At 71.1% G+C, this 16,180-nt stretch carries 14 protein-coding genes; all 14 read right to left on the minus strand.

Annotation, left to right across the window (positions count from 1 at the left end):
- Positions 1-90: 90 nt before the first annotated feature.
- Positions 91-1,191, minus strand: a complete 1,101-nt coding sequence (locus EAO71_RS11270) for a DivIVA domain-containing protein (RefSeq protein WP_147977596.1) — start codon at positions 1,189-1,191, stop codon at positions 91-93.
- Positions 1,192-1,246: 55 nt separating this feature from the next.
- Positions 1,247-1,537, minus strand: coding sequence for a YggT family protein (locus tag EAO71_RS11275; protein ID WP_147977597.1), 291 nt, complete (start codon positions 1,535-1,537; stop codon positions 1,247-1,249).
- Between the two features lie 74 nt (positions 1,538-1,611).
- Positions 1,612-2,235 carry a cell division protein SepF gene (locus tag EAO71_RS11280; RefSeq protein ID WP_147977598.1) on the minus strand — a complete coding sequence of 208 codons (624 nt, stop codon included), beginning with the start codon at positions 2,233-2,235 and terminating at the stop codon, positions 1,612-1,614.
- Between the two features lie 140 nt (positions 2,236-2,375).
- Positions 2,376-3,095, minus strand: a complete 720-nt coding sequence (locus tag EAO71_RS11285; protein WP_147979230.1) for a YggS family pyridoxal phosphate-dependent enzyme — start codon at positions 3,093-3,095, stop codon at positions 2,376-2,378.
- Positions 3,096-3,111: 16 nt separating this feature from the next.
- Positions 3,112-3,843 (minus strand): peptidoglycan editing factor PgeF, encoded by a 732-nt coding sequence (pgeF, locus tag EAO71_RS11290; protein WP_147977599.1) that lies wholly within the window; start codon positions 3,841-3,843, stop codon positions 3,112-3,114.
- Positions 3,844-3,853: 10 nt separating this feature from the next.
- Positions 3,854-5,068 (minus strand): cell division protein FtsZ, encoded by a 1,215-nt coding sequence (ftsZ, locus tag EAO71_RS11295; RefSeq protein ID WP_147977600.1) that lies wholly within the window; start codon positions 5,066-5,068, stop codon positions 3,854-3,856.
- A gap of 280 nt (positions 5,069-5,348) precedes the next feature.
- On the minus strand, positions 5,349-6,161 hold the full coding sequence (locus tag EAO71_RS11305) for a cell division protein FtsQ/DivIB (protein WP_147977601.1): 813 nt from the start codon (positions 6,159-6,161) through the stop codon (positions 5,349-5,351).
- Between the two features lie 28 nt (positions 6,162-6,189).
- A complete protein-coding gene (gene murG / locus EAO71_RS11310; protein WP_147977602.1) occupies positions 6,190-7,284 on the minus strand; it encodes an undecaprenyldiphospho-muramoylpentapeptide beta-N-acetylglucosaminyltransferase in 1,095 nt (364 codons plus the stop codon).
- Positions 7,285-7,290: 6 nt separating this feature from the next.
- Positions 7,291-8,631 carry a putative lipid II flippase FtsW gene (gene ftsW / locus EAO71_RS11315; RefSeq protein ID WP_147977603.1) on the minus strand — a complete coding sequence of 447 codons (1,341 nt, stop codon included), beginning with the start codon at positions 8,629-8,631 and terminating at the stop codon, positions 7,291-7,293.
- Between the two features lie 55 nt (positions 8,632-8,686).
- Positions 8,687-10,144 carry a UDP-N-acetylmuramoyl-L-alanine--D-glutamate ligase gene (murD, locus tag EAO71_RS11320; protein WP_147977604.1) on the minus strand — a complete coding sequence of 486 codons (1,458 nt, stop codon included), beginning with the start codon at positions 10,142-10,144 and terminating at the stop codon, positions 8,687-8,689.
- The gene (gene mraY / locus EAO71_RS11325; protein ID WP_147977605.1) at positions 10,126-11,196 is read right to left on the minus strand and encodes a phospho-N-acetylmuramoyl-pentapeptide-transferase; all 1,071 of its coding nucleotides are present in this window, start codon (positions 11,194-11,196) and stop codon (positions 10,126-10,128) included. The genes murD and mraY overlap by 19 nt, the downstream gene beginning before the upstream one ends.
- Positions 11,193-12,617: a UDP-N-acetylmuramoyl-tripeptide--D-alanyl-D-alanine ligase gene (locus EAO71_RS11330; protein ID WP_147977606.1), complete on the minus strand. Its 1,425-nt coding sequence runs from the start codon at positions 12,615-12,617 to the stop codon at positions 11,193-11,195. Before EAO71_RS11330 ends, mraY begins: the two co-directional genes overlap by 4 nt.
- A gap of 3 nt (positions 12,618-12,620) precedes the next feature.
- Complete coding sequence (locus EAO71_RS11335) at positions 12,621-14,270, minus strand: UDP-N-acetylmuramoyl-L-alanyl-D-glutamate--2,6-diaminopimelate ligase (RefSeq protein ID WP_147977607.1); 1,650 nt, start codon at positions 14,268-14,270, stop codon at positions 12,621-12,623.
- 15 nt (positions 14,271-14,285) lie between these two features.
- Positions 14,286-16,180: peptidoglycan D,D-transpeptidase FtsI family protein (locus EAO71_RS11340; RefSeq protein ID WP_147979232.1), on the minus strand; the 1,895-nt coding region annotated here is incomplete at its 5' end.

The following is a 16,180-nucleotide window of genomic DNA, read 5'->3' on the forward strand; positions in this document are numbered from 1 at the left end:
GTACGGCGAAGGGCCGGGACCCTGGTCTCCCAGGGGCCCGGCCCTTGCAGCCTGCCGACGGCTACGCGGTGGTCACGCCACCGCCTGCCGTCAGTTGTCGTCCTCGTCGATCAGGAAGCCGCGCATCGGCGCCGGCGCCTGCTGCATCGGCTGCGGCGCCTGCGGCCGGACCGGTGCCATCGGCTGGGTCATCGCCGGGGACATCTGCTGCTGGCCGCCGTAGGACGGGGCACCTCCCATGGACGGCGCACCACCCATGCCGTTGCCGCCGTACGACGGGGCGCTCGCACCCGCCGAGGCCATCGACGGGGCCGGCGGCAGGGAGGCCGCGGCCGGGGTCCGCGGCGGAGCCAGCGAATCGTCGGCCTGGGTCTCCAGCTGGCGCAGCTGCGACTCGAGGTAGGACTTCAGACGCGTGCGGTACTCGCGCTCGAAGCCGCGCAGGTCCTCGACCTTGCGCTCCAGCGTGGCGCGGGCCGACTCCAGCGAGCCCATCGCGACGCGGTGCTTCTCCTGCGCGTCCCGCTCCAGCGCGTCGGCCTTGGCGCGGGCGTCCCGCTCCAGGCCCTCGGCGCGCGACCGGGCCTCGCCGACGATCTTGTTGGCCTCGGAACGGGCCTCCGCGATCGCCTGGTCGGCCGTCTGCTGGGCCAGCGAGAGGACACGCGCGGCGCTGTCGCCGCCGGGGCCCTGCTGCTGCATCGGCGGCTGCATCTGCTGCTGCGGGTGTCCCATGGGGCCGCCCATCGGCTGACCCATGGGGCCGCCCTGCATGGGGCCGCCCTGCATCGGACCGGGGCCGCCCATGGGGCCGCCCTGCATCGGGCCGGGGCCGTGTCCGCCGGGGCCGGCGGGAAGCTGCGGGGCACCGGACGGCAGCTGCGGCGGACCCATCTGCGGGGGCTGCTGCTGGACCGGCGGACCGGATATGGCGGCGGGCACGGGGGCACCGGGACCGCCGGGACGATCCTGCGGCTCCGGCGGCTTGCGCATGCCCTGCTGCTGGTTCTGCGCGGCGGCACGCGTCGCTGCGGCCAGCTTGGCGCGCAGGTCCTCGTTCTCGCGGAGCAGGCGGGTCAGTTCACCCTCGACCTCGTCGAGGAAGGCATCGACCTCGTCCTCGTCGTAGCCTTCTCGGAGGCGGACGGTCGTGAACTGCTTGTTCCGCACATCCTCAGGGGTCAGCGGCATCTCTTCTTCACCTCTACGTAGTCGTCGGCAGTCGGCAAGACCGTATCGTCCACATTCACCTCGCGAAGCTGCTCACGACGGAGATCAGAATGTAGACAATGATCATCAGAACGAAGAAGGACAGGTCGAGTGCCACGCCCCCGAGACGCAACGGCGGGATGAACCGCCGCAGAAGCTTGAGCGGTGGATCGGTGACAGTGTAGGTGGCCTCGAGAACGACCACCATCGCCTTGCCGGGTTGCCATGCGCGGGCGAACTGGAAGACGTAGTCCATGACCAGCCGGAAGATCAGCACGATGAGGAAGCACATCAGAGCGATGTAGACCACTTGTAGTGCGACGCCCATCCCGCGCTTCCCTCTCCCCTGGCTTTACTCTCGCTTGCCCGGCCTCGCGGCCGGCCCGTTCCGGTCTCGTGTTCTCAGCTCTGGTTGAAGAATCCGCCCTCTGCGATGCGGGCCTTGTCCTCCGCCGTGACATCGACGTTAGCAGGCGACAACAGGAACACCTTCTGCGTCACGCGCTCAATGCTGCCATGGAGCCCGAAGACGAGTCCGGCGGCAAAGTCGACAAGTCGCTTCGCATCCGTGTCGTCCATCTCCGTGAGGTTCATGATCACCGGGGTGCCCTCGCGGAAGTGTTCCCCGATGGTACGGGCCTCGTTGTAGGTCCGCGGGTGCAAAGTGGTGATGCGGTAGGGCTCCCGCTCGGACACGACCTTGGGCATGATCACCGGTGCGTTCTTCTCCAGGCTCGGGCGTTCGGGTGTGATGGATGCCACGGGGGCGATGCGAGCCGGGCGTCCGCTTTCGGCGGAAAGCGGGGCGGAATGGGCAACCGGCTCGCGCGGGGCCGCCTGGGCCACCACGCGGACCGGCTCCTCGCGCTCCAGCTGGCGGGGGGGCTGGTGGTGGCGCCGGTCGCGCTCGGGCTCCGGCTCCAGTTCGGGTTCGAAGTCGTCGTCGGGGTCGAATCCCCGGCCGTCGTAACCATCGTCCTCCACGAGGCCGAGGTAGACCGCCATCTTGCGCATCGCGCCGGCCATTCTCTGAGTCCTCCGCTCTGTGGTGGATCGCCCTTGCTCAAGGGCCGCAGTGTCACCAAGTGCCCGCGATCCACGGGGCCTGCCCACCTATCAGTGGGAATGACCATATTTTCTGCTGTGGTCCGACTTGCTTCGCGACGTTACCCGAGCCTGGGGCGGACACCCAGTACCGCCGTACCGATGCGCACATGTGTCGCTCCGGCCGCCACGGCCTCCTCGAGGTCCGCACTCATCCCCGCCGACACCATGTTCGCAGCCGGACGGGTCGCGCGCAGGGCAGTCGACAAATCCATGAGGTGGTCGAAAGCCGCTCGTCGCCGCCCCGCGTACGGTCCGGCGAGCGGAGCGACGGTCATCAGTCCGTCGAGCCGCAGTCCGGGTGCCGCGTCCACCGCGGCGGCCAACTCCTCGATGCCGTCCGGCGCCACGCCGCCCCGGTCGCCCCGCGCGCCCGACTCGGCGTCGAGCGCGACCTGGAGCAGGCATCCCAGCTCGCGGCCGGCCTTCTCGGCCGCCGCCGACAGCGCCGTGACGAGCTTCGGGCGGTCGACCGACTGCACGACATCCGCATAACTCGTCACAGAGCGGACCTTATTGGTCTGCAACTGACCGACGAAGTGCCAGCGGAGGTCCAGATCCGCACAGGCGGCGGCCTTGGGGGCCGCGTCCTGGTCCTTGTTCTCGGCGACGTCGCGGACGCCGAGTTCGTGCAGCAGCCGGACGTCGCTCGCGGGGTAGGTCTTGGTGACCACGATCAGGGTCACCTCCTCCCGCTCGCGCCCGGCCGAGACGCAGGCGGCCGCGATCCGCTCCTCCACCCGCGCCAGGTTCTCGGCGAGTTCGGCCTTCCGGCCCGTCATGCCCGTCATGTCTCTCTCAGTCCAACCAGACATATCCCGCGAGTCGCCCCGTGGTGCGATCGCGGCGGTACGAGTAGTGGTCGCCCGACTCGCGGGTGCAGGTCTCGTCGGCCCGACGGTCCCGGACGCCGAGCCGCTCGAGCTGGGCGTGCACTCCGGCGGTGACGTCGACGGCCGGGGTACCCCAGGAGGTCTCGGCCCACGCGGCCGGCTCGATCTCGGAGACCTCGGCCCGCATCTCCGGCGGGACCTCGTAGCAGCGCCCGCAGACGGCGGGCCCGGTCCGGGCCGTGATGCGGGAGGGCTCCGCCCCGAGATCGATCATCGCCTTCACCGCGGCGGGCACCACCCCGGCCACCATGCCGGGCCGCCCCGCGTGGGCGGCGGCCACCACCCCGGCGACGGGGTCGGCGAGCAGGACGGGGGTGCAGTCGGCGGTGAGGACCGCCAGGGCGAGTCCGCGTCGGGCGGTGACGAGCGCGTCCACCGACGGGATCCCGCGGTCCGCGGCCCAGGGGCCGTCGACCACGGCGACGTCGGGCCCGTGCACCTGGTTCATCCAGACGACCCGCGCCGGGTCGAGTCCCAGCGCCTCGGCGACCCGCGCCCGGTTCGCCAGGACGGCGGCGGGGTCGTCCCCCACCGCGCCGCCGAGGTTCAGCTCCTCGTACGGAACGGCGCTCACCCCGCCCCACCTGTCGGTGAAGGCGAAGTGCGCGCCGCTCGTGTGGTCGTGCCGCCCTATCACGTCGACCGGATCACTTCAGGAAGTCCGGGACGTCCAGCTCTTCCGCCTGCGTGTCCGGGTACGGACGGGCGGACGGGACCGCCGGCGGTACGGGCGGCTGGACCGGGGACTCGTTGACCGACGGCGCGGGCTCGGCCGGCGCGGCCGGCTCCTCCCGCGGGGTGACCGTGCCGAGTCCGCCCAGCGGGCGGTGGGTCTCGGCGGCGCGCGGCGCCGGGGTCGGCTCCTCGCGCTTGGCCGAGGCCGAACCGAGGATGTTGTCCCGGCGGGCCGGCGGCTGACCGCCGTCGAAGCCGGCCGCGATGACCGTGACCCGCACCTCGTCGCCCAGGGCGTCGTCGATGACGGCGCCGAAGATGATGTTGGCCTCGGGGTGGGCGGCCTCGCTCACCAGCTGCGCGGCCTCATTGATCTCGAAGAGACCGAGGTCCGAGCCACCGGAGATGGAGAGCAGCACGCCGCGGGCGCCGTCGATGGAGGCCTCCAGGAGCGGCGAGGAGATCGCCATCTCCGCGGCGGCCACCGCGCGGTCGTCGCCGCGGGCGGAACCGATGCCCATGAGCGCCGAACCGGCCTCGGACATGACCGACTTGACGTCGGCGAAGTCGAGGTTGATCAGACCCGGGGTGGTGATGAGGTCGGTGATGCCCTGCACACCGCTCAGCAGCACCTGGTCGGCCGACTTGAAGGCGTCGAGCACGGAGACCTGACGGTCCGAGATCGAGAGCAGCCGGTCGTTCGGGATGACGATGAGGGTGTCGACCTCTTCGCGGAGCTCGGCGATGCCGTCCTCCGCCTGGTTGGCGCGACGGCGGCCCTCGAAGGTGAACGGCCGGGTGACCACACCGATCGTCAGGGCGCCGAGCGAGCGCGCGATGTTGGCGACGACGGGCGCGCCGCCGGTGCCGGTGCCGCCGCCTTCGCCGGCGGTGACGAAGACCATGTCGGCCCCCTTGAGGACCTCCTCGATCTCCTCACGGTGGTCCTCTGCCGCCTTGCGGCCGACGGCCGGGTTGGCCCCGGCGCCGAGGCCCCGGGTGAGTTCACGACCGACGTCGAGCTTGACGTCGGCGTCGCTCATCAACAGCGCTTGCGCGTCCGTGTTGATGGCGATGAACTCGACGCCCTTGAGACCGACCTCGATCATTCGGTTGATGGCATTGACACCACCGCCGCCGACACCGATGACCTTGATGACTGCGAGGTAGTTCTGCGGTGCTGCCACGTCGAAGGCCTCTCGCCTCGAGTTACGTGTCGCCGCTTCGCGGTGGTAGTCGCGCTGCGACGACGGATGCCGATTGGGACGGTCCGAAACGCCGACCCAAACCCTAACGTTGAAGTTTAGGGTTACCAGTGTCTCTGTTCGCTGGACTCTTCCGAACAGGACACTAAGTCGACAAGTGGCGCACGTTCAACGAACACGCCGAACCTCCCGTTTTTCTTTTCACCCTATGTGATCACCCGTAGCGCTGGCCAACCAGGGTCCTGGCCAGCGACGATGAAGGTCAACTCCCGGCTGCCGCAGGGGCTGTGGGGGCGCTTACATCGAAGTGCCCCGCTTTGGGGGTTGCTTTCATCAAAGCAACCAGTACGCGCGCTTTGATCTCGCCGTCCTCGGCGCTTCCCCAGAAGACCGTACGGCCCCCGCTGAGCTCCAGGGTGATGGAGTCGTACGAGGCGACGCGCACGACACGAGCGTCCGCGGCGACTTTCTCCGGGAGTTCGCCCGTCACGCCCACCGCTTCGAGCAGCAGCCGGTCCGCGTCGAAGCGGCGGAGGCTCGGGGAGGCGGAGACGTCCAGGACGAGTTTCGGCACTCCGCGCGGCGCGCGGTCCACCGTGGCGAAACGCATTCCGGTGGAGTCCACTTCGATGAACTTTCCGCCCTTTTCCAGCAGGAGGACCGGCTTGCGTTCCGTCACTTTCAGACCGATTCCGTGCGGCCAGGAACGAACGACCTCGACGGTGTCGATCCGGGGCAGTTTCCGCAGCAGTCGCGACGTGATCGCGTCGGTGTCGACGGAGACGAGCGGAGCCCCGACCGGAACGGCCGCGACCGCCTCCACTTCACGTGGCGTCAGAACCTGCGTGCCGGATGTCGTGACCTGCTCGACCCGGAACCACGAGGAGCCGTAAAGCGCCCAGGTCCCGCTCGCGACGAGCAGGACGAGGGCCGCGGCGATCATCAGCAACCGCGGCCCCGGTGCCCGGAAACGCCCCTCACGGCGATTCCGGATACCCGGACGGGGCGGCCGGTCCGACGACCCCTCCGGCTTGCTCGCGCCGCTCTTCTCGGCTGTCGTCGGTCCGGCTGCCACCTGGCGTCCCCTGCCTTCCGCTGCCGCCCTATCCCTGCCGGTGGGCGGCGATCGCCTCGTACACCATGCCGACGAGCAGCTCGTCGGCGTCCCGGCGGCCGAACTCGGACGCGGCGCGGGACATCTCGTACAACCGGTGCGGATCGGCGAGGACGGGCAGGACGTTGCCCTGGACCCACTGCGGCGTCAGCTCCGCGTCGTCGACCAGCAGTCCGCCGCCGGCCTTGACCACCGGCTGGGCGTTGAGCCGCTGTTCGCCGTTGCCGATGGGCAGCGGGACGTACGCGGCCGGAAGCCCGACGGCGGAGAGCTCGGCGACGGTCATGGCGCCCGCGCGGCAGAGCATCATGTCGGCCGCGGCGTACGCGAGATCCATCCGGTCCACGTACGGTACCGGTACGTACGGCGGCATACCGGGCATGTTGTCGACGCGCGGCACTTCGTTCTTGGGGCCCACCGCGTGCAGGATCTGGATCCCCGAGCGCTGGAGCACCGGAGCGATCTGCTGGATGACCTCGTTGAGCCGCCGGGCGCCCTGTGAGCCGCCGGAGACCAGCAGGGTGGGCAGGTTCGGGTCGAGACCGAACGCGGCGCGCGCTTCCGGGCGCACGCGGGCGCGGTCCAGGGTGGCGATGGTGTGCCGCAGCGGGATGCCGATGTAGCGGGCGTTGCGGAGCTTGGAGTCAGGCGTGGCGACGCCGACCCCGGCCGCGTACCGGGACCCGATCTTGTTGGCCAGGCCGGGCCGCGCGTTGGCCTCGTGGACCACGATCGGCACACCGAGCCGCTTGGCGGCCAGATAGCCGGGCAGGGCCACGTAGCCGCCGAAGCCGACCACGCAGTCCGCCTTGGTGCGCTCCAGGATCTGCTCGGCGGCCTTGATGGTGCCGCGCAGCCGCCCGGGGACCGTGATCAGCTCGGGGGTGGGCTTGCGCGGCAGCGGGACGGCGGGGATGAGGGCCAACTCGTAGCCCCGCTCGGGCACGAGACGGGTCTCCAGACCCTTCTCCGTGCCGAGCGCCGTGATCCCCACGCTCGGGTCCTGCCTGCGCAGGGCGTCCGCGAGGGCGAGCGCCGGCTCGATGTGGCCGGCGGTCCCCCCGCCGGCGAGTACGACATGCACCGAAATTCACCGCTCTCCGGACGGACGCTTCTTGACACGCCGTCGCATCGACTTCCATCTCATCCCGGCCCGCTTTCCCCAGGTGGGGCGCCGCATGGCCAGGGCCGCTCTCGCGGCGGGTTCCTGTCGCGCGAAGGCGATCAGCAGCCCGACGGCGAACATGGTCGGCAGCAGGGCCGATCCCCCGTAGGAGAACAGCGGGAGCGGGACCCCGGCGATCGGCAGCAGACCGAGCACCGCACCGATGTTGACCACGGCCTGGGCCGTGATCCACGTGGTCACACCTCCCGCGGCGTACCTCACGAAGGGGTCCTCCGTGCCTCCGGCCACGCGGATACCCGCATAGCCTAGAGCCGCGAACAGGGCGAGTACCGACAGCGTCCCCGCCAGGCCCAGTTCCTCCCCGGTGACGGCGAAGATGAAGTCGGTGTGCGCTTCGGGTAGTTGACCCCATTTTTCCACACTTGCACCCAGGCCGGAACCGAACCATCCGCCTGACGCCAGAGCATAGATGCCGTGTGCGGCCTGCAGACAGGGAGCACCCTCTCCGCCGGGGTCGGTGGCACCGATGCAGGCGAACCGCTTCATCCGGTTCTCGCTGGTCTTGATCAGCAGGAAGCCGATCCCGCCGGCGAAGGTGAGCACGCCGACGAAGAGCCGCGTGGGCGCGCCGGCCGTCCACAGCAGGCCGAAGAGGATCGCGCTGAGCACGATCGCGGTGCCCATGTCCCCACCGAGCATGATCAGGCCGAGCAGCATGAAGGTCACCGGGACCAGCGGCACGAGCATGTGCTTCCACTGGGTCAGCAGCCGCATGTCCTGCTTGCGGGCCAGCAGGTCGGCGCCCCAGAGGATCAGCGCGAGCTTGCCGAACTCGCTGGGCTGGAGCATGAACGGGCCGCCCAGGGAGATCCAGTTCTGGTTGCCGCCGACCGCGTGCCCTATCCCCGGGATCTGCACCAGCACCATCAGGAAGACGGCGCCGACGAGGATCGGGTAGGCGAGCGCGCGGTGCAGTCGTACCGGCATCCGGGAGGCCAGCAGGAGCAGCGCGGCGCCGAGGATCGCGGCGAAGAACTGCTTGCGGAAGAAGTACGAGGGGACCAGGTCGTAGCGCAGCGCCGTGATCATCGACGCCGAGTAGACCATCACCAGGCCGAGGGTGGTGATGAGCAGCCCGGCCCCGAAGATCACGTAGTACGCGGTCAGCGGCCGGTCCCAGGCGCGGCGGGCCTGTTCGAACGTCCGCCGCAGCCCGCCGGCGCGTGGCGTGCGCGGCGGCGCCGGGGCGCGGCCGGCGCCGCGTGCGGCGGACGGCCGACGGGTCCCCACGATTCTGCTCGGCATGGTCGCTGTCCCCTCCAGTCGTGCCCGGCTCCGCCGGACCTCCTTGCTGGTCAGGTCAGGCGCGCCCGGTCGTGGCGAGGGAGCGGACCGCGTCCGCGAACGCCTCGCCCCGCTTGTTGTAGTTGGCGAACATGTCCATCGAGGCGCAGGCCGGGGCCAGCAGAACCGTGTCTCCGGGCCGGGCGAGGCCGGCCGCCTCGCGGACCGCCGCGGACATCGCCCCAGTGTCGGCCCGGTCGAGGTCCACCACCGGGACCTCGGGGGCGTGTCGCGCCAGGGCTTCGCGGATCAGCGCGCGGTCGGCGCCGATCAGCACGACGCCGCGCAGTCGCTTGGCCGACCGGCTGACGAGCTCGTCGAAGGTGGCCCCCTTGGCGAGGCCGCCGGCGATCCAGACGATCGGGTCGTAGGCCGCCAACGAGGCTTCCGCCGCGTGGGTGTTGGTGGCCTTGGAGTCGTCGACGTACACGACGCCCTCGATCTCCTCGACCAGTTCGATGCGGTGCGGGTCGGGGCGGAAGGCCCGCAGCCCGTCCCGTACGGCCCGGGGCTCGACGCCGTAGGCGCGGGCCAGGGCGGCGGCGGCCAGGGCGTTGGCGATGTTGTGCGGGGCCGGGGGGTTCACGTCCGCGACCTCGGCCAGCTCCTGGGCCTGCTTCTGCCGGTTCTCGACGAAGGCGCGGTCGACCAGGATGCCCTCGACGACACCGAGCTGCGAGGGCCCGGGGGTGGCCAGGGTGAAGCCGATCGCCCGGCAGCCCTCCTCGACGTCGGCCTCGCGGACCAGGTCCTCGGTGGCCTTGTCCGCCGCGTTGTAGACGCAGGCGACGGTGTTGCCCTCGTAGATCCGGCCCTTGTCGGCGGCGTACGCCTCCATGGAGCCGTGCCAGTCGAGGTGGTCGGGCGCCAGGTTGAGCACGGCGGCCGAGTGGGCGCGCAGCGAGGGCGCCCAGTGGAGCTGGTAGCTGGAGAGCTCGACGGCGAGGACGTCGAGGTCGCCGTACGTCTCCCGGTCGAGGACGGCGTCGAGCAGCGAGACGCCGATGTTGCCCACGGCGGCGGTCCGCAGTCCGGCCGCCTCCAGGATCGACGCGAGCATCCGGACGGTCGTGGTCTTGCCGTTGGTGCCGGTGACCGCGAGCCAGGGGGCCGCCCCGGGGCCGCGGAGCCGCCAGGCCAGCTCGACGTCGCCCCAGACCTCGACGCCCGCCTCGGCGGCGGCGGCGAAGAGGGGCTTGTCGGGGCGCCAGCCCGGCGTGGTGACGATCAGCTCGGTGCCCTCCGGCAGGGTCGCCCCGTCGCCGAGGCGGACGGCGATGCCCTCCGCCTCCAGCTCGGCGGCCTGCGCCCGGGAGCGCTCGTCGTCGCCGTCGTTGACGACGGTCACGACCGCGCCGAGGCCGTGCAGGACGCGGGCGGCGGGGATGCCGCTCACGCCGAGCCCGGCGACGGTGACGCGCTTGCCCTGCCAGTCGGAGACCTGCTGATCCGTGCTCACTTTTCGGCTGCCCATCCCGCGTAGAAGAGGCCCAGGCCCACGATCACGCACATGCCCTGGATGATCCAGAACCGGACGACGACCAGGACCTCGGACCACCCCTTGAGCTCGAAGTGGTGCTGGAGGGGAGCCATCCGGAAGACCCGCTTGCCGGTCATCTTGAAGGAGCCGACCTGGATGACCACGGACATCGTGATCATCACGAAGAGCCCGCCGAGCAGGGCGAGGAGCAGCTCGGTGCGCGAGCAGATGGCGAGGCCGGCGAGCGCGCCGCCGAGCGCCAGGGAGCCGGTGTCGCCCATGAAGATCTTGGCGGGCGAGGTGTTCCACCACAGGAAGCCGAAGCAGGCGCCCATCAGGGCGGAGGCGACGACCGCGAGGTCGAGCGGGTCGCGGACCTCGAAGCAGGCGTTCGGGTTGGTCAGCGTCATGGCGTTGGCGCAGGACTCCTGGAACTGCCAGAGCCCGATGAAGGTGTAGGCACCGAAGACCATCACCGACGCGCCGGTGGCCAGACCGTCCAGACCGTCCGTCAGGTTCACGCCGTTGGACATGGCGAGGATCATGAACAGCGCCCAGACCACGAACAGCACCGGTCCGATGGCCCAGCCGAAGTCGGTGATGAAGGAGAGCCTGGTGGAGGCCGGGGTGAGTCCGCGCAGGTCGGCGAACTGCAGCGAGAGCACGGCGAAGGCGATGCCGACGATCAGCTGGCCGGCCATCTTCGCCTTGGCCCGCAGACCCAGCGACCGCTGCTTGACGATCTTGATGTAGTCGTCGAGGAAGCCGACGAGGCCCATGCCGGCCATCAGGAAGAGCACCAGCACGCCCGAGTACGTCGGGTCCTCACCGGTGATGACCTTGGCGAGCGCGTACGCGATGAGCGTGGCCAGGATGAAGGAGATGCCGCCCATGGTGGGCGTGCCCTTCTTGCCGGCGTGGCCGCGCGGGCCGTCGTCGCGGATGAACTGCCCGTACCCCTTGCGCGCCAGGAGCTTGATGAGCAGCGGGGTGCCGATCAGGGTCAGGAAGAGCCCGATGGCCCCCGCGAAGAGGATCTGCCTCATCGGCCGGAAACCTCGCTCTCGGAGTCGAGCAGTGCCAGGGCGACCTGTTCGAGGCCTACCGACCTGGACGCCTTCACCAGCACGACGTCTCCCGGGCGCAGCTCACTGCGCAACAGGTCGATCGCCGCCCGCGCGTCGGACACGTGCACCGACTCCTCACCCCACGAACCCTCGTTATAAGCGCCCAGTTGCAACCAGGACGCTTCCCTGTCCCCGACCGCCACGAGCTTGCTGACGTTGAGCCGGACGGCGAGCCGTCCGACCGCGTCGTGCTCGACGAGCGACGCGTCACCGAGCTCGGCCATCCTGCCGAGCACCGCCCACGTCCGGCCCCCCTGGGCCTGAGCCGCCCGCCCCATGGCCGCGAGCGCGCGCAGGGCGGCCCGCATGGACTCGGGGTTGGCGTTGTAGGCGTCGTTGACGATCGTCACGCCGTCCGAACGCTCGGTGACCTCCATGCGCCAGCGCGACAGGGTCCCTGCCTCGGAGAGCGCGGTGGCGATCTCCTCGACGGGCATGCCCAGCTCGTGCGCGACGGCGGCCGCGGCGAGCGCGTTCGACACGTGGTGCTCACCGTACAGGCGCAAGGTCACGTCACTGCACCCGGTGGGTGTGTGGAGCTTGAAAGAGGGCTGTCCGTTCGCTGTGAGCCGGACGTTCTCGGCACGTACGGCCGCTTCGTCCGACTCTCCGAACAGCGTCACGCGCGCGCGGGTGCGGGACGCCATGGCGCGGACGAGGGGGTCGTCGGCGTTGAGGACCGCCACACCGCCCTGGTCGGCCGGCGGCAGGGACTCGACGAGCTCGCCCTTGGCCTGCGCGATCTGCTCGCGGCCCCCGAACTCGCCGATGTGGGCGGTGCCCACGTTCAGGACGAGTCCGATGCGCGGCGGGGTCAGTCCGGTGAGGTAGCGGATGTGGCCGATGCCGCGGGCACCCATCTCGAGGACGAGGTGCCGGGTGTCGTCGCCCGCGCGCAGCGCGGTGAGCGGCAGCCCGATCTCGTTGTTGAGCGAGCCGGGCGTCCACACGGTGGGGGCGTGGTGCTGGAGGACCTGGGCGATCAGGTCCTTCGTCGAGGTCTTGCCGGCGGAGCCGGTGAGCGCGACGACGTCGGTGCCGAGGCGTTCGACGACCGCGCGGGCGAGGGCTCCGAGGGCGCTCTGTACGTCGGCCACCACGATGGCGGGCACGCCGACGGGACGCGCGGCCAGGACGGCCGTCGCACCCGCCTCGACGGCGCGCACCGCGTAGTCGTGGCCGTCGACGTGTTCGCCGGCGAAGGCGGCGAAGAGGCTGCCGGTCTTCACCTCACGGGAGTCGATGACGACGGGACCGGTGACCAGCGCGGCCGGATCCGGTATGTCGTACGACTGCCCGCCGACGATTTCGGCGATCTCGGCGAGGGAGAGGGCGATCACTACTTATCCCTGACTGTTCTTGAGGCTGCGTTCAATCGCTTCGCGCAGGATCCGGCGGTCGTCGAAGGGGCGGACCACCCCGGCGATGTCCTGGCCCTGTTCATGGCCCTTGCCCGCCACGAGCACGGTGTCGCCGGGCCGGGCGCGCGCCACGGCCGCGGCGATGGCGGCGGCCCGGTCGGCGTCGACCAGGACYTCGCCGCGCTCGTCCGCGGGCACCTCCGCCGCGCCCGAGAGCATCGCGACGAGGATCGCGAGCGGGTCCTCGGAGCGGGGGTTGTCGGAGGTCAGTACGGCGGTGTCGGCCAGCCTGGCCGCCGCGGCGCCCATCGGGCCGCGCTTGGTGGTGTCGCGGTCGCCGCCGCAGCCGAGCACGACGTGGAGCCGGCCCTCGGTGACCTCGCGCAGGGAGCGCAGGACCGATTCGACGGCGTCGGTCTTGTGGGCGTAGTCGACGACGGCCAGGTAGGGCTGGCCCGCGTCGACGCGCTCCAGGCGGCCCGGGACGCCGGGCACGGCGGCCACGCCGTCCGCGGCGGTCTGCGGGTCGGTACCGGCCACCGCGAGGGTGACGATCGCGGCGAGGGTGTTGGCGACGTTGAAGGGGCCGGGCAGCGGGGCGGTGGCGGAGATCCGCTCGCCCTTCGGGCCGACGACGGTGAAGGTCGACTCGGCGGCGCCGAGGACGWCGTCCTCGGCGCGCCAGTCGGCTCCCGGGTCGCCCGCGGCGGAGAAGGTGACGACCGGGACGGCGGACTCGCCGGCCAGCCGGCGGCCGTAGTCGTCGTCGAGGTTCACCACGCCCCGCCTGCTGCGCTCGGGCGTGAACAGCTGCGCCTTGGCCCGGAAGTAGTCCTCCATGTCGGAGTGGAACTCCATGTGCTCCGGGCTGAGGTTGTTGAAGACGGCGACGTCGAAGACGCAGCCGTCGACCCGGCCGAGCACGAGGGCGTGGCTGGAGACCTCCATGGCCACCGCGTCGACGCCGCGTTCGCGCATGACCGCGAACAGGGCCTGCAGGTCGGTGGCTTCGGGGGTGGTGCGCTCGGACTTGATGCGCTCGTCGCCGATCCGCATCTCGACCGTGCCGACCAGGCCGGTCGCGTGGCCGGCCGCCCGGAGTCCGCCTTCGACGAGGTAGGCGGTGGTGGTCTTGCCGGAGGTGCCGGTGATGCCGATCTGGAGGAGGTCCTCGCCGGGCCGGCCGTAGATCTCGGCGGCCAGCTCGCCCATGCGGCCGCGCGGGTCCGCCACGACGAGCACCGGCAGCCCGGTCGCGGCGGCGCGGTCGGCGCCGGTCGGGTCGGTGAGGATCGCCGCGGCACCGAGTCCGGCGGCCTGGGCGGCGAAGTCGGCGCCGTGCAGCCGGGCGCCGGGAAGGGCCGCGTAGACGTCCCCGGGGCGCACCGCCCTGGAGTCGTGGGTGATCCCCGAGACGTCACCGGTGCCGGGAGTCTCGATGCCGAGCCGGGTGGCCAGATCGCCCAGGGGTGTGGGGCGGGCCTGCTCCGGACGGGGCGGGGCGGTTCGGTACTGATCAGCGTGTGGCACGGCGGTGAGCGTACCGGGCGTACCCGCCGCGGGGCCAAAAGAGGCCCGGGCGTCGCCGGAGTTCGATTTCCGGTTCCCGGAATCGGGGGTGATCGTGGTCACTGGTGCTCCCGGTCGTCACTCGCTGGCGGCGAAGGTCACGGGCAGCCGGGCGGGCGCGGTGCCCGTCGGGGCCACATGGAGCGTCTTGAGGGCGAACTCCATGACCTTCTTGTAGATGGGTCCGCAGATCTGGCCGCCGAAGTAGCTGCCCTTGGTCGGGTTCTGGATGGCGCAGTAGACCGTGATCTGGGGGTCGTCGGCGGGCGCGAAGCCCGCGAACGAGGCGGTGTAGCCCTTGTAGCGGCCGAGTTCGGGGTCGACCCGGTTGGCCGTACCGGTCTTGCCCGCGACCCGGTAGCCGGGGATGCGGGCCTTGGTGCCGGTGCCCTCCTCGTTGCCGACCACCGACTCCAGCATCTGCGCGAGGGTCCTGGCGGTCTTGGCGCTGACCACACGGGTCTGCTTCGGGGCGGGGGCGGGGGTGAAGCGGCCGTCCGGCCCCCTGGTCCCGCGTACGAGCGTGGGTTCGATCCGGACACCGCCGTTGGCGATGGTCGAGTAGACCGAGGTGGCCTGCATGGCGTTGACGGACAGGCCCTGGCCGAAGGGGATCGTGTACTGCTGCGAGGTCGACCAGTCCTTGGGCTTGGCGAGGATGCCCGGGGTCTCCCCCGGGTAGGCGAGCCCGGTCGGGCTGCCGATGCCGAACTTGCGCAGGTACGAGTACAGGACCTGGTTGGACTCGGCCTGGCTCCTGCCCAGCTGGCCGGTGGCCAGGATCGTGCCGATGTTGCTGGACTTGGCGAGGACGCCGTTGAGCGTCAGGTACCAGGTGGGGTGGTCGATGTCGTCCTTGAACAGCCGGTCGCCGCGGTGCAGCCGGTTGGGGACGGTGACGTGGGTGTCCGGGCTCGCGACGCCCTCCTCCAGGACCGCGGCCATGGACATCACCTTGCTGGTGGAGCCGGGCTCGTAGGCGTCCTGGAGGGACGCGTTGCCCATCGCCGTGGCGTTGGCCTCGGACAGGTCGTTGGGGTCGAAGCCGGGGGCGTTGGCCATGGCCAGCACCTCACCGGTCCGGGTGTTCTGCACTATCACGTAGCCGCGGTCCGCCCGGGACGCCCGCACCTGTTCGGTGATCGCCTGCTGGGCGGCCCACTGGACGTCCCGGTCGATGGTCAGCTCGATGTCCGAGCCGGGCACGGCCGGGGTGCCCTTGGAGCCCGCGGTGGGCACCCGGCGGCCCCCGGACTGGGCGTAGCGGATCTTCCCGTCCTTGCCGGCGAGCTCCGCGTCGAGCATGGACTCCAGACCGCCGGCGCCGCGGCCCTCGGCGTTGACGTAACCCAGTATCCCGGCCGCGAGTTCGCCGTTGGGGTACACGCGCTTGGTGCTGGGTTCGCTGATGATGCCGGCGAGCAGGTTGATCCCGTTGCCGCCCTGGGAGACCTTGGCCTTCCGCTCGTAGACCTTCTTGAGGTCCTTGATCTGCTTCCAGACCTGCGGGGTCTGCTTGCGGGCCAGCATGACGTAGCGGGACTTGGGGGTGCGGAGCTTCCCGACGAGTTCGGCGGGGTCCTTGCCGAGGAGCGGCGCGAGGAGGGCGGCGGCCTGTTCCGGCGCGTCGCGGACCTTGCTGTCCTCGGGGGTGAAGAGCTTGGGGTCGGCGGTGATGTCGTAGGCGTCGACGCTCGCCGCGAGGGCGATCCCGGCGCGGTCGGTGATCTCGCCGCGGTCGGCGGAGAGCGTGTACTCCTGGTAGCGGTGCTTCTCGGCCTTGGCGGCGTACGCGCTGGCGTCGACGGCCTGCACCTGGAGCAGCCGGACGACGAAGGCCAGCATCACCAGGGTCAGCCCGAGGGAGATCAGCCGCAGCCGGGGTTTGGGGCTGCCGAGCCGGATCGTGCGCGGTCTGGCCGGGGGCCGGGAGGCGGGCCGGCGTGGCGCGCTCGCACGGGACCCGCCCGATC

It is taken from the genome of Streptomyces sp. MS191, from assembly GCF_008042125.1.
Classification (GTDB): Bacteria; Actinomycetota; Actinomycetes; order Streptomycetales; family Streptomycetaceae; genus Streptomyces.

What these genes read in the sequence shown, in the direction of transcription:
- EAO71_RS11270 (WP_147977596.1), bottom strand. Translation starts at nt 1,191, where the DNA reads ATGCCGCTGACCCCTGAGGATGTGCGGAACAAGCAGTTCACGACCGTC.
- EAO71_RS11275 (WP_147977597.1), bottom strand. Translation starts at nt 1,537, where the DNA reads ATGGGCGTCGCACTACAAGTGGTCTACATCGCTCTGATGTGCTTCCTC.
- EAO71_RS11280 (WP_147977598.1), bottom strand. Translation starts at nt 2,235, where the DNA reads ATGGCCGGCGCGATGCGCAAGATGGCGGTCTACCTCGGCCTCGTGGAG.
- EAO71_RS11285 (WP_147979230.1), bottom strand. Translation starts at nt 3,095, where the DNA reads ATGACGGGCCGGAAGGCCGAACTCGCCGAGAACCTGGCGCGGGTGGAG.
- ftsW (WP_147977603.1), bottom strand. Translation starts at nt 8,631, where the DNA reads ATGCCGAGCAGAATCGTGGGGACCCGTCGGCCGTCCGCCGCACGCGGC.
- murD (WP_147977604.1), bottom strand. Translation starts at nt 10,144, where the DNA reads ATGGGCAGCCGAAAAGTGAGCACGGATCAGCAGGTCTCCGACTGGCAG.
- mraY (WP_147977605.1), bottom strand. Translation starts at nt 11,196, where the DNA reads ATGAGGCAGATCCTCTTCGCGGGGGCCATCGGGCTCTTCCTGACCCTG.